General features: G+C 74.5%; 14 protein-coding genes and 1 pseudogene. All 15 read left to right on the top strand.

Annotated features, from left to right (window positions below; genetic code table 11):
* Nucleotides 1-52 precede the first annotated feature (52 nt).
* Nucleotides 53-1,543 carry a UDP-N-acetylmuramate--L-alanine ligase gene (gene murC, locus ACFYM6_RS04095; RefSeq protein WP_387272057.1) on the top strand — a complete coding sequence of 497 codons (1,491 nt, stop codon included), beginning with the start codon at nucleotides 53-55 and terminating at the stop codon, nucleotides 1,541-1,543.
* Nucleotides 1,540-2,358 (top strand): cell division protein FtsQ/DivIB, encoded by an 819-nt coding sequence (locus ACFYM6_RS04090; protein ID WP_387272055.1) that lies wholly within the window; start codon nucleotides 1,540-1,542, stop codon nucleotides 2,356-2,358. Before murC ends, ACFYM6_RS04090 begins: the two co-directional genes overlap by 4 nt.
* A gap of 272 nt (nucleotides 2,359-2,630) precedes the next feature.
* Complete coding sequence (gene ftsZ / locus ACFYM6_RS04085) at nucleotides 2,631-3,746, top strand: cell division protein FtsZ (RefSeq protein WP_387272053.1); 1,116 nt, start codon at nucleotides 2,631-2,633, stop codon at nucleotides 3,744-3,746.
* Nucleotides 3,747-3,755: 9 nt separating this feature from the next.
* Nucleotides 3,756-4,499, top strand: a complete 744-nt coding sequence (locus tag ACFYM6_RS04080; RefSeq protein ID WP_387272052.1) for a YggS family pyridoxal phosphate-dependent enzyme — start codon at nucleotides 3,756-3,758, stop codon at nucleotides 4,497-4,499.
* A gap of 196 nt (nucleotides 4,500-4,695) precedes the next feature.
* Nucleotides 4,696-5,391: a cell division protein SepF gene (locus ACFYM6_RS04075; RefSeq protein ID WP_387272050.1), complete on the top strand. Its 696-nt coding sequence runs from the start codon at nucleotides 4,696-4,698 to the stop codon at nucleotides 5,389-5,391.
* A 24-nt stretch (nucleotides 5,392-5,415) separates the two neighbouring features.
* Nucleotides 5,416-5,721 carry a YggT family protein gene (locus ACFYM6_RS04070; RefSeq protein WP_357435191.1) on the top strand — a complete coding sequence of 102 codons (306 nt, stop codon included), beginning with the start codon at nucleotides 5,416-5,418 and terminating at the stop codon, nucleotides 5,719-5,721.
* Between the two features lie 41 nt (nucleotides 5,722-5,762).
* Entirely contained in the window at nucleotides 5,763-6,566 is an 804-nt protein-coding gene (locus ACFYM6_RS04065; RefSeq protein WP_387272048.1) for a DivIVA domain-containing protein, read from the top strand.
* Nucleotides 6,567-6,638: 72 nt separating this feature from the next.
* Nucleotides 6,639-7,343, top strand: a complete 705-nt coding sequence (locus ACFYM6_RS04060; RefSeq protein WP_387272047.1) for a hypothetical protein — start codon at nucleotides 6,639-6,641, stop codon at nucleotides 7,341-7,343.
* Nucleotides 7,340-7,645, top strand: coding sequence for a DUF167 domain-containing protein (locus tag ACFYM6_RS04055; RefSeq protein WP_148796578.1), 306 nt, complete (start codon nucleotides 7,340-7,342; stop codon nucleotides 7,643-7,645). Before ACFYM6_RS04060 ends, ACFYM6_RS04055 begins: the two co-directional genes overlap by 4 nt.
* A 22-nt stretch (nucleotides 7,646-7,667) precedes the next feature.
* On the top strand, nucleotides 7,668-9,170 hold the full coding sequence (locus tag ACFYM6_RS04050; protein ID WP_387272045.1) for a potassium/proton antiporter: 1,503 nt from the start codon (nucleotides 7,668-7,670) through the stop codon (nucleotides 9,168-9,170).
* A 224-nt stretch (nucleotides 9,171-9,394) separates the two neighbouring features.
* Nucleotides 9,395-9,814 (top strand): TraR/DksA C4-type zinc finger protein, encoded by a 420-nt coding sequence (locus ACFYM6_RS04045; RefSeq protein ID WP_018785248.1) that lies wholly within the window; start codon nucleotides 9,395-9,397, stop codon nucleotides 9,812-9,814.
* A gap of 63 nt (nucleotides 9,815-9,877) precedes the next feature.
* The gene (lspA, locus tag ACFYM6_RS04040) at nucleotides 9,878-10,495 is read left to right on the top strand and encodes a signal peptidase II (RefSeq protein ID WP_387272043.1); all 618 of its coding nucleotides are present in this window, start codon (nucleotides 9,878-9,880) and stop codon (nucleotides 10,493-10,495) included.
* Nucleotides 10,492-11,436 (top strand): RluA family pseudouridine synthase, encoded by a 945-nt coding sequence (locus tag ACFYM6_RS04035; protein WP_387272041.1) that lies wholly within the window; start codon nucleotides 10,492-10,494, stop codon nucleotides 11,434-11,436. The genes lspA and ACFYM6_RS04035 overlap by 4 nt, the downstream gene beginning before the upstream one ends.
* A 9-nt stretch (nucleotides 11,437-11,445) precedes the next feature.
* Nucleotides 11,446-12,360, top strand: a complete 915-nt coding sequence (locus ACFYM6_RS04030) for a hypothetical protein (protein WP_387272039.1) — start codon at nucleotides 11,446-11,448, stop codon at nucleotides 12,358-12,360.
* 138 nt (nucleotides 12,361-12,498) lie between these two features.
* Nucleotides 12,499-13,002: pseudogene (locus ACFYM6_RS04025) on the top strand (ATPase); the annotation flags it as partial.

The raw sequence follows: 13,002 nt of genomic DNA, 5'->3' as shown, positions 1-13,002 counted from the left end.
CGAACAATGACGGCACTGTGACGGTCGCCCCCGCGACGGGAAGGTACCTCTCATGAACACCGCGCAGTTCACGCCCGCCGGCACGATGACCGCGGAGGACCTGGGCCGGATCCACCTGATCGGGGTCGGCGGGGTCGGCATGAGCGGCCTGGCCCGGCTGTTCCTCACCCGGGGCCTGCCGGTCTCCGGCAGCGAGCTGCGGGAGTGGCCGTCCCTGGCCGGCCTGCGGGCGCTCGGCGGCACCATCCATATGAGCCACGAGGCGGCGAACCTCGACGGGGTGGACACCGTGGTCTACTCCTCGGCCATCCCCCAGGACCACCTGGAGATGGTCGAGGCGCGCCGGCGCGGGCTGCGGGTGCTGCACCGCTCCGAGGCCCTCGCGGCCGCGATGACCGGCCGCCGGACGGTGGCGGTCGCCGGCACCCACGGCAAGACCACCACCACCTCGATGGTCACCATGGTGCTCCAGCAGGCCGGCACCGACCCGTCCTTCGTGATCGGCGGGGAGATCTCCGAGGTGGGCTCCGGCGCGCACCACGGCACGGGTGAATACTTCGTGGTCGAGGCGGACGAGAGCGACCGCTCGTTCCTCATCTACCGCCCGTACGTCTCGATCATCACGAACATCGAGGCGGACCACCTCAACACGTACGGCGACCTGGCCAACCTGGAGGCGACGTTCGCCGACTTCGCCCGGCTCACCGACCCCGAGGGGTTCATCATCACCTGCGCCGACGACCCGGGCGGGCGGCGGCTGGCCGAGACGCTGCGCGCCGAGGGACGCCGGGTGTGGACGTACGGCGAGTCGCCCGACGCCGACCTGCGGCTGAGCGGGATGGCGTCCTCCGCTCAGGGGGTGCGCTACCTGGCCGAGATCGACGGCCGGTCGCTGGGCGAGATCCGGCTGCCGATGCCGGGGCGGCACATGGGACTGAACACCGCCTCGGCGGTGCTCGCCGCCTACCTGCTGGAGCTGCCGATCGAGGCGGCCGAGGCGGCGCTGGGCGTGTTCCCCGGCGTCCGGCGGCGCTTCGAGCGCAAGGGCGTGGCGGACGACGTGCTGGTCTACGACGAGTACGCGTACCACCCGACGTCGATGACGCTGGCCCTGCAGACGCTGCGCGAGGTGGCCGGCGAGGGCCGACTGATCGTGGTCTTCCAGCCGTACCGGCTCTACCGCACGCGTGACCTCCAGGCGGAGATCGCCGCCGCCCTCGGCATCGCCGACGAGCTGGTGCTGCTGGAGGTGTTCGGCCCGGGCGAACTGCGCCAGCCGGGTGAGGGCTCGGTCGCGCTGCTCGCGGCGGTGCCGCTGCCGGCCGACCGGAAGGTCTTCGTCGAGGCCTGGGACGACGTGCCGGTCGAGGTGGCCCGGCGGGCCCGCCCCGGCGACGTCGTGGTGACCATGGGCGCGCCGCCGATCTCGCTGATGGGCGACCAGCTGCTCGACGCCCTGCTGGCCCGCACCGGCGTGGCGAGCGACGCGGCGGCGATCGGCACCGGCGTCGGTCCGGACGGCGCGGCGGCCGCGGCCGGATGAGCCCCGGCCCGGCGCGCGGCCGGACCCCGGGTCAGGACGGCGGGGCCGGGCGGCGCAGCCCGGTGCGCCGGTGGCAGTTGGTCCGGGCCGGTGCCGACGCCGTCCCGCCGTCGACCCGGCGGTTCATGGCCCGGGCCCGGCAGCGGCGGATGCGCGCGGCGCTGCCCTGGGCGGTCGCCGTCGGCGTGCTCGCGGCCGCCGGGCTGGTGGCCTGGGCCGTGCTGGGCACCGGCCTGTTCGGGGTCCGGCAGGTCCGGGTGATCGGCGCGAAGCTGGTCACCCCGGTCGAGGTGCGCGACGTCGTGGCGGTCCCGGACGACACGCCGCTGGCCCGGGTGGACCTGGCGGCGGCGGCTCGGCGGGTGGGCACCCTCGCCCCGGTGGAGCGCGCCACGGTGGAACGGGACTGGCCGGGCACCCTGGTGGTCCGGGTGGTGGAGCGGACCCCGGTGGCGGTGGTGCCGCAGGGGGACCGGTACGCGGTGATCGACGGGACCGGGGTGCCGTTTCAGGACCTGCCCCAGGCCCCGGGCGGGCTGCCGGTGATCCGGGTCGGCCGGCCGGCGGCGGACGACCCGGGCACCCGGGCCGGGCTGGACGTGCTGGCCGCGCTCAGCCCGCGGCTGCGCGCCGAGCTGGTCTCGGTGGACGTGGCCGGGCTGGCCCGGATCACCCTGCGGCTGCATGAGGGCCGGACGGTGGTCTGGGGGGACGCGACCCGCGGCGCGGACAAGTCCAAGGTGGCTACCGCGCTGCTCGGTCGGAAGGCCGACACGATCGACGTCAGCGCCCCGGACGTGGTCACCTTCCGGTGATCCGCCGGTCAGCGAACGGGTCGCCGCGTGCTGATCGCTCCGTCGGCGAGTGTGTCGCCGCCCGCTCCGGTGGCGACACGCCGGAAAGGTCCTTGGCTCATCGCGCGGCGGCGCTTACGTTGCCCGGAAGAGATCAGTGGTTGACATAGCTCTAAGCCTCTAGTAGAGGGTGAGGGTTTCGGCCCTCCACCGCGCCGGGCATTGCTCCGCCGCTGATCTGGCCAAGCCGTGTGGGGTCGGCCCATGCCAATCTCGAAGGGAAAGGACCGGAGATGACACCTCCGCACAACTACCTGGCGGTCATCAAGGTCGTCGGCATCGGGGGCGGCGGCGTCAACGCCGTCAACCGGATGATCGAGGTTGGGCTCAAGGGCGTCGAGTTCATCGCGATCAACACCGACGCGCAGGCGCTGCTGATGAGCGACGCCGACGTCAAGCTCGACGTCGGCCGGGAACTGACCCGAGGGCTGGGCGCCGGCGCCAACCCCGACGTCGGCAAGAACGCCGCCGAGGACCACCGCGACGAGATCGAGGAGGTGCTCAAGGGCGCCGACATGGTCTTCGTGACCTGCGGCGAGGGCGGTGGCACGGGCACCGGCGGCGCGCCGGTGGTGGCGAACATTGCCCGCAAGCTCGGTGCGCTCACCATCGGTGTGGTGACCCGGCCGTTCTCGTTCGAGGGCAAGCGCCGCCAGGTGCAGGCCGAGGCCGGCATCGACGAGCTGCGCAACCAGTGCGACACGCTCATCGTCATCCCGAACGACCGGCTGCTCGCGCTCGGCGACCGCAACATCTCCATGATGGACGCCTTCCGCACCGCCGACCAGGTGCTGCTCTCCGGTGTCCAGGGCATCACCGACCTGATCACCACGCCGGGTCTGATCAACCTGGACTTCGCCGACGTGAAGAGCGTGATGAGCGGCGCCGGCAGCGCGTTGATGGGCATCGGCAGCGCCCGCGGCGAGAACCGCGCGGTCGAGGCGGCCGAGGCGGCCATCTCCAGCCCGCTGCTGGAGCAGAGCATGGACGGCGCGCGGGGTGTGCTGCTCTCCATCGCCGGCGGTTCCGACCTGGGCCTGTTCGAGATCAACGACGCGGCCCAGCTGGTCACCGACGCGGCCCACCCGGACGCCAACATCATCTTCGGTGCGGTCATCGACGACGCGCTCGGCGACGAGGTGCGGGTGACCGTGATCGCGGCGGGCTTCGACGGCGGTGCGCCCGCGTACAAGGCGGTCGATCAGGGCCGCAAGACCAACCAGAACCAGCCGACCCAGCCCACCGCGCCGGTGACCCCGCCGGCCACCATGCCGGCCCCGCAGCAGTCGCCGCGCCGGGTGCTCTTCGACGACGTCGACGTGCCGGACTTCCTCAAGAACGGGTCCTGAGCAGCGCCGATGACCGACACATCAGCCACGGTGCGACCCGAGCGGCGCGCCGAGCTCGCGGCCGGGCTCGCCCGGGTCCGGGCCCGTATCGCCGACGCCTGCGCGGCCGCCGGCCGGGACCGCAACGAGGTCACCCTGGTCGCGGTGACCAAGACCTACCCGGCCGGCGACGTGGTGGCGCTGGCCGGGCTCGGCGTGACCGACGTGGGGGAGAACCGCGACCAGGAGGCGGCCCCGAAGGCCGCCGAGGTGGCCGCGGCCGGGGTGACCCCGCGGTGGCACTTCATCGGCCAGCTGCAGCGCAACAAGTGCCGTTCGGTGGCCCGGTACGCCGACGTCGTCCAGTCGGTCGACAGCGTGCGGCTGGCCGCCGCCCTCGACGCCGCCGCGGCCGGCCGGGACCGGCCGCTGGACGTGCTGGTGCAGGTGAGCATCGACGGCGACCCGGCCCGGGGCGGGGCGCTGCCCGACTCGGCGGACCCCGACCGGGGGCTCGGCCCGGTGGCCGAGACGGTGGCCGGCGCCGGGGCGCTGCGGCTGAGCGGGCTGATGGCGGTGGCTCCGCTGGGTTGGGAGCCGGAACGGGCGTTCGCCCGGCTGGCCGAGGTGGCGCAGCGGTTCCGCGTCCGGCATCCGGAGGCGACCGCGCTGTCGGCGGGCATGAGCGGCGATCTGGAAACCGCGATCGGGTACGGCGCGACACATGTCCGCGTCGGCAGCGCGTTACTCGGAATGCGCCCCACGCTGCGGTAGCCTGACCGCGAAAGAAGCAAATTACATCAGTGTTGTTCAGGAACGGCGTTCCCGTAGCCGGGGGCCGTGGCGGGCGGACCGCGAACCGCTCGTCCGGGGATTGCCGATCCGGTCCGGTGGGCACTGTGGTGTCCACTCGTGATCAAGCGACACGGCACGGGGGCGCGTGCCGCACGGCGGACGGAAGGGCGCGGGGATGGGTGCACTGCGCAAGGCGGGGGTCTGGCTCGGGCTCGTCGAGGAGGACGATGACCGGGCCTACGAGGACGGTGGCTACGACAAGGGTGGCTACCGGGAGTCGCGCTACCGGTCGAGCCGGTACTCCGAGGAGTTCGCCGACGAGGACGACGAGGAGCCCGAGGAGCCGCCGGCGGCCCGTACCCGGCTGGGCGACCGCGGGAGGCTGACCGAGCGCACCTCGAGCCGGGCCGGCGACGCCGACCGGGCCGACGTCGAGCGCCCGGAGCGCACCGACCGGTCCAGCGTCCGGTCGATCACCCGCTCTGGCGGCGGGGAGAGCTCCGGCGCGCTGACCTACCACACCCGGGACAACCTGGCCCTGGCCCCGCAGGTGCAGCCCCGCGAGCGGGCGGTGGCGGCCGAGGATGAGCAGCGCTACCAGATCACCACCCTGCACCCGACCACCTACCGCGAGGCGCGGACCATCGGCGAGCATTTCCGCGACGGCGTGCCGGTGATCATCAACCTCACCGAGATGGACGAGGCGGACGCACGCCGGCTGGTCGACTTCGCCGCCGGGCTCGCGTTCGGGCTCCGGGGTACGATCGAGCGCGTGACCAACCGGGTGTTCCTGCTCTCACCGGCCAATGTCCAGGTCACTGCGGAGGACAAGGCCAAGATCGCTGAGGGCGGCTTTTTCAGCCTGAGCTAGCCCGACCGAGGGACGTCGCCTGCCGTGTTGTCGATTCTGTTCCAGGTGCTGTATCTGCTCCTTTTTCTGTTCCTGCTTGTACTGTTGGCCCGATTTGTCCTTGGCGCCGTTCTGGCGTACGGTCGCCGCTGGCAACCGGGCCGGGGAGCGTCGGCGGGACTCGAATCGGTGTGGAGCGTCACTGATCCGCCTCTGCGGGCGTTGAGGCGTGTGATCCCTCCGCTGCGAATTGGTACCGTGAGCATCGACCTGGCCTCCCTTGTGCTCCTGGTTATCCTGTTCGTGCTGATGGAGTTCGTGTTAGATCCGCTGATCAGGTCTTTCGCCTGACCAGCGCGCTTTCGCGGCCGCAACTGACCCGAGGAGTTTCGATGCCGCTTACCCCGGCCGACGTCCATAACGTCGCCTTCAAAAAGCCGCCGATCGGCAAGCGGGGGTATGACGAGGAGGAGGTCGACGCCTTCCTGGACGAGGTCGAGCGCGAGCTCGCCCGTCTGATCGAGGAGAACAACGAGCTGCGCGCCCAGGTGGAGCGCGGCGGTCGCGGTGGCGCACCCGCCGGCCCCGGCGGTGACGCCCGGCTCGCAGCCGAGCTCAACGACGTCAAGGCACAGCTCGACCGGGTGCAGCGCGACAAGGCGGCCGCCGAGCAGGCCGCGCGCGCCATGCAGGCCGAGCTGGAGCAGGTCCGTGCCCAGGGCGGCCCGGCCGCCGGCGGTGACGGCGAGCAGCAGGCGCTGCGGGTGCTGATGATGGCCCAGCGGACCGCCGACGACCACGTCTCGGACGCCCGGCGCGAGGCGGACCAACTGCTCTCCGAGGCCCGCACCAAGGCCGAGGAGGTCACCCGCGAGGCCCGCGCCAAGGCCGATGCCCTCGAGCGGGACGCCCGCCAGCGGCACCAGGAGGCCATGGGCGGCCTGGACGCCAAGCGCACCGCGCTGCAGAAGCACATCGAGGAGCTCAAGCAGTTCGAGCGCGAGTACCGCACCCGCCTCAAGGCGTACCTGGAGAGCCAGCTCCGCGACCTCGACGGCCGCGGCCAGGGCCTGGAGGCCGAGATGAACCGCACCGACAGCGCCCGCTCTGGCGGGGGCAGCAACGGCCTCGCCGCCGCCGGCCTCGCCGGCTCCTACGGCGGCAGCCGCGCGGGCTCCATCGAGTCCGGCCGCTGATCCCGTCGCCGGCGGCCGTCCGTACGACGGCCGCCGGCCGCGCAGACCGACACGACGCGGCGGGGGTGAGCCGTGATAGTCGCCAGCATCCTGCTCATCCTCGTCGCGGTCGTGCTCCTGGTGGCCGGGCTGGCCAACGGGTCCAGCCCGCTGCTGATCACCTCCATCGCGGTCAGCCTGCTGGCCGCCGTCGCCCTCGTCGCGGGCGCCCGCCAGGCGGCCGCCACCCGGGCCACGGCGGACCGGGTGGCCGGGCCGCGCAACCGCACCCGGACCGGCCCGCCGTTCGGCGCCCGGGTCGGGGAGCCGGAGATCCCGGTCCAGCACATCCCGTCGACGGTCGGCACCGGTGGACCCGGGTGGCGGCAACCACCCGAGTCGCCGGTGACCGATCCGGACGAGGCGCCGCCGACGGCATACTCCCCGCGCGACCCCTACGCTCCGCCCGTCCCTCGCGAGCCGTCGGCCGACGAGGCCGGTGCCGTGCCGGACGCCCCGGCGCCCACCTCGCGTGCCGCCGACGGCCCGTTCGACGGTGACCCGCCCGTGCAGGACCTGCCGGCGGCGGACGTGGCCCGGCTGGCCCGGCTCGACGCCGAGGTCCGGGTGGTCGATGGCCACCCCCGCTTCCACCTGCCCGGCTGCCCCCATCTGGTCGGCCGGGACGATGAACCGCTGCCCGTCACCGAGGCGGTCGGGCTCGGCTTCACCCCGTGCGCCCGCTGCGCGCCGGCCACCGTCCTGCTCGCCGACGCCCGGCCGGGCCGACCGGGATGACCATGGATGCCCCGCTCACCGTCGCCGTCCGGGTGAAGCCCGGCGCTGCCCGGGCCCGGGTCGGCGGACGCTTCGACGGCCCACACGGGCCGGCCCTGGTCATCGCCGTGCACGCCCCGGCCGTGGACGGGCGCGCCACCGAGGCCGCCCGCCGAGCCCTGGCCGACGCCCTCGGCGTCCGGCCGGCGGCGGTCTCCCTGCGCGCCGGCGCGGCCAGCCGGGACAAGCTCTTCCTGGTCGAGCGCCCGGCCGCCGGGCTGCCCGACGTGCTGCGTCGGCTGCGCGACGGATCGGCCGAGTGAGGACCGCCCGGGCCGGCCGCGGATGACCCCCGGGCTCGATCTCGCGCTGCTGCTCGGCGCGGCCGTCCTGCTGGTGGCCGTGGGCGCGGTGCGCGTCTCCACCCGGCTCGGCGTGCCGAGTCTGCTGGTCTACCTCGCGCTGGGCGTGGCGATCGGCGAGGCCGGGCTGGGCATCCGGTTCCACGACGTCGAGCTGACCCGGGTGCTCGGGTTCAGCGCCCTCATCGTGATCATCGCCGAGGGCGGGTTGACCGCCCGGTGGAGCACACTGCGTCCGGTGCTCGGGATGGCCGCCGCGCTCTCCACGGTCGGCGTGCTGGTCAGCATCCTGGTGGTCGGGCTCGTGGTGCACCTCCTGCTGGGGCTGGACTGGCGGCTGGCCCTGCTCTACGGGGCGGTGCTCTCCTCGACCGACGCGGCGGCGGTCTTCGCCACCCTGCGCAGGTTGCGCCTGCCGCCCCGCCTGGTGGCCACGCTGGAGGCGGAATCGGGCATGAACGACGCCCCCGTGGTGATCGTGGTGCTGCTGCTCTCCCGGGGGGCGACGGCCGCCCACCCGTGGTGGTACGAGGTGCTCCTGGTCGGGTACGAGCTGGGCGTCGGCGCCGCGGTCGGGGTGGCCGCCGGGATCACCGGCCGGTACGCGCTGCGCCGGGCGGCGCTCCCGTCGGCCGGCCTCTACCCGATCGCGGTGGTCGGCTTCACGGTGCTGGCCTACGCGGCCGGCGCGGTGCTGCACGCCTCCGGCTTCCTCGCCGTCTACGTGGCCGGGGTGCTGCTCGGCAACGCCCGGCTGCCGCACCGGCAGGCCATCCTCGGCTTCGCCGACGGGCTGGCCTGGCTGGCCCAGATCGGCTTGTTCGTCCTGCTGGGCCTGCTGGTCTCGCCGAGCCGGCTGGATGCGGCGGTGCTGCCGGCCGTGGTCACCGGGCTGGCCCTGCTGCTCCTGGCCCGCCCGCTGTCGGTGGCGGTCGCCGCGCTGCCGTTCCGGCTCCGCCCGCGCGAGCAGCTCTTCCTGTCCTGGGCCGGGCTGCGCGGCGCGGTGCCCATCGTGCTGGCCACCATCCCGCTGTCGGCCCGGGTGCCGGGGGCGGAACGGCTCTTCGACGCGGTCTTCGTGCTGGTGGTGATGTTCACCTTGCTCCAGGCCGGGACCCTCGCCCCGGCGGCCCGCCGGCTCCGGGTGACCGCGCCGGCCGAGGCGGCCGAGATCCGCGTGGAGACCGCGCCGCTGGAACGGATGCGAGCCGACCTGCTCCAGGTCGAGGTGCCCCCGGGGTCCCGGCTGGGCGGGGTGCACGTGGACGAGCTGCGGCTGCCGGTGGGCGCCTCGGTGACCCTGGTGCTGCGCGACGGGGCGGGCTTCGTGCCCGGCCTGGACACCCGGCTGAAGGTCGGGGACAGCCTGCTGATCGTCGCCACGGCCGAGGTCCGCGACGAGGTGGAGCGACGGCTGCGTGCGGTGAGCCGGCGCGGGAGACTGGCCCGCTGGTTTGGCGAGTACGGCGAGGACCGGGACGGATGATCTGCTAGCGTTCCTTTTGCCCCGATTGGTGGCTGTTCGGGGCTGAATCGCGGTGCGACGGTGCGGCACGTTGTCGGACGCCTGTACGTTCCGTATTCTTGCCACCCTCCGGAGTGCACGGCCCTGGTCGCCGTGCGCCCGTTTTGCAACTGGGGGACACCCACGCCGGTGTCCCCTGCCCAGGCACCGCCGACCGCCGCGGCACGCGGCCAAGGGAGCTGACGATGGCGAAGCCAGCCGACACCAGGACCGCCGGCCGCAAGCCGGTGGCGAAGGCCACCCGCAGCGCGGCGGAGACCGAGAAGATCCGGGCCGCGCTGGCGGCGCGGCGGGACGAGCTCAACGCCGAGTACGATCAGACGCTGAGCGAGATCACCGAGCTGCAGCGCGATCGGCTGACCGACTCGGCCGGGGACGACCAGGCCGACACCGGCACCAAGACGTTCGAGCGGGAGCAGGAGATCTCCCTCGCCAACAGCATCAAGGAGCGGATCACGCAGGTCGAGCGCGCCCTGGAGCGTCTCGACGAGGGTGGGTACGGCTGGTGCGAGCGGTGCGGCAACCCGATCCCGGTGGAGCGGCTCGCCGCGTTCCCGTCGGCCACCCTCTGCGTGACCTGCAAGCAGCTGGAGGAGCGGCGCTGAGGTCCGCTCCCCGGCGGAACGGAGACGGTGAGGGCCACCGTCGAAAGCGTCGATGGGGAGCAGATGACCGCAGCACCGCCCGCCGGGTCCGGCACCGCTGAGTCACGCGCCGGGGTGTCCCGCCGCAGGGCGATCGGGATCCTCCTCGGCGTCGCCCTGTTCGCGCTGCTCGCCGACCTGGCCACCAAGCAGCTCGCCCTCTCGGAGCTGACCGGCCGGGGGCCGGTGTCCCTGCTCGGCGGCGCCGTCTACCTCACCCTCACCCGCAACAGCGGCGCGGCCTGGAGCATCGGCTCCGGCCACACCTGGGTCTTCCCGCTGATCACCATCGGCGTGATCGCCTGGATCGGCTGGATGGCGCTGCGACTGCGCTCGCTGCCCTGGGCCGTCTCGCTCGGGCTGGTGCTCGGCGGGGCGCTCGGCAACCTGACCGACCGGATCTTCCGGGCCCCCGGCCACTTCGTCGGCCACGTGGTCGACATGATCAGCCTGTTCGACCCGTACGGGCAGGTCTGGCCGGTGTTCAACCTGGCCGACAGTTCCCTGGTCTGCGGGGTGATCCTGGCCGTGCTGCTGGAGCTGACCGGCCGGCAGCGGGACGGCAGCCGGGCCGGCGCCCGGCCGGCGCAGCAGGCGGACGCCGCGACGGCCACCGGCGGCGAGCAGCGGGAGCGGGCGTGACCTCTGTCTTCGCCACCGGCGGCGACCACCGGTCGCTGCCCGTCCCGGACGGTCTCGAGGGCCTGCGGCTGGACCAGGCCGTGTCCCGGCTGTTCGGGCTCTCCCGGACCGCCGCCGCGGCCCTGGTCGACGCCGGGGACGCGCTGGTCGACGGCGTCGTACGGCCCAACTCGCACAAGGTCAAGGCGGGCTCCTGGCTGGAGGTGACCCTGCCCGCGCCGGCCGCCCCGCCCACCGTCGTGCCGCAGGCCGTGCCGGGCCTGACCGTGGTCCACGCCGACGACGACATCGTGGTGGTGGACAAGCCGGTCGGCGTGGCCGCCCACCCGAGCCCCGGCTGGACCGGGCCGACGGTCATCGGCGCGCTGGCCGCGATCGGCCACCGGATCTCCACCAGCGGCGCCGCCGAGCGGCAGGGCGTGGTGCACCGGCTCGACGTGGGCACCACCGGGGTCATGGTGGTGGCCAAGAGCGAGCCGGCGTACACCGCGTTGAAGCGGGCCTTCAAGTACCGCGAGGTGGAGAAGCGCTATCACGCCGTGGTGCAGGGCCACCCGGACCCGCTGCGCGGCACCATCGACGCCCCGATCGACCGGCACCCGCACCACGACTACCGCTGGGCGGTGGTCTCCGGCGGCAAGCCGAGCGTCACCCACTACGACACCATGGAGGCGTTTCCGGCGGCCAGCCTGCTCGACGTCAAGCTGGAGACCGGGCGCACCCACCAGATCCGGGTGCACTTCTCCACGCTCCGGCACCCCTGCGTGGGCGACCTCACCTACGGCGCCGACCCCACCCTGGCGGCCCGCCTCGGGCTGACCCGGCAGTGGCTGCACGCCCGCTCACTGAGCTTCCTGCACCCACGGACGGCCGAGGAGGTCACCTTCGTCAGCGACTACCCGGACGACCTGGCCCGGGCGCTGGAGACCCTCCGCGACTGACCCGCCGCCATGGACCGCCCGACGAGCAGCCCGCCCGCCGACGTACCGCCGCCGCATCCGCCCCGGCGCGGTCCGGCGCGGTCCGGCCTGCTCACCTGGATCGCGCTGGCCTGCGCGCTGGCGGTGCTGGTCGCCGCGGTCTGGGACCGTCGCCGCGAGCCGGTGGGCGACCGTACGGTCGGCGAGGTCACCCGGGTCGGGGTGGCGGAGGGCGACCCCATCCCGGCCTATCTGCGCGCCGCCTCCGCCGAACTGGCCGCGCTCGGGCCGGCCGACCCGGGGCCGGGCGACTACGCCCTGGTCTCGTTCGCGGCGTACCTGACGCCGGCGCAGCTGGCCACCGCGCTCGGCGCGACGCCGGTCTCGGCGGTGGTCGCCCGGGTGCCGTTGCCCGGGCGGCAGACGGAGATCGTCCGGATCGCCGCGCTGCGGGCACCCGACGACGTGGTCGCCGGGATGGCCGAGGTGGCCGCCCGCAAGGACCGGGAGGCCGCCGACTACCGGGCGCGCGCCGCCGCCCCGACCGCCTCCGCCGATCCCGAGCTGCGTCGGGTGTACGACACGGGGGCGGCGGTCTCGGCCGAGGAGGCGGCCGGCTACCGGTCGGGCTGCGCCTGCGTGTACGCCGCGGTGGTGCGGGACGCCCCGGCGGCGCTGCGGGCCCTGGCCACCCGCCCCGGCGTACGGGTGGTCGACCCGGCGCCGGAGGTGCGCCGGCTGGACCGCACGGTGTTCACCCCACCGCTGCCCGAGCAGCGGGACGTGGCCCGGCCGCCGGTCGACACCGGGCTGGCCGAGCCGCCCCCCGGCGCCGGCGCGGTGGGCGATTCGTCGGAAGCCGCACCGACGGTGCGCGGGTCCTCACCGTCCTCCGGCGGCCCGGCCACCGGTCGGGGATCCCCGAACCCCGCTCCCACCTCCTGAGACGTGGTCGCCGGCGGCCGTCGCCCGGAGCGACGGTGAGGAGGGCCACCGGGGGGATGTGCGCGCGGGGGTGTGGTTTGAATAGGGTTTCGTTCGTAGCCTGTCAGGCGGAGATCGACGGCTGGGGAGGACGAAGCCTTGGACGGCAGCGAAACCGGCTGGGGTCGGCAGGCTGAGCCGGCACCGCGGTGGCGGGCGCTGCTCGACCGGGCCCGACACGGCGGCCGTGGCGCGGAGCAGATCGACGCCGACCACCGCCCCGCGGAGCCCCCACCCGCCGCCGAACCGCTGCCGCGGCGCAGCGCCGGCGCCGGCTGGACCGGCCGGGCCCCGGCCGTCGGCCGTCCCGCCGAGCCGCCGTACGGCGTCGAGCAGCCGCCCTACCGGGTGGAGGCGACCTACCGGGTGGAGCCGGCCCACCGCCTCGAACCGGGGTACGGCGGCGAGCCGCCGTACCGCGCCGAGCCGGACCACCGTCCCGAGCCGTCGTGGCGGGCCGAGCCGACGTACCGCGCCGAGCCGGAGCCGGGCCATCCGGACGGTCCCGAGCCGTCGTGGCGGGCCGAGCCGACGTACCGCGCCGAGCCGGAGCCGGGCCATCCGGACGGTCCCGAGCCGTCGTGGCGGGCCGAGCCGACGTAC

Source organism: Micromonospora sp. NPDC006431 (genome assembly GCF_042870725.1).
Lineage (GTDB): Bacteria > Actinomycetota > Actinomycetes > Mycobacteriales > Micromonosporaceae > Micromonospora.
Note: the sequence above shows the minus strand (reverse complement) of the source record. Positions and strands in the feature narration are given on the sequence as shown.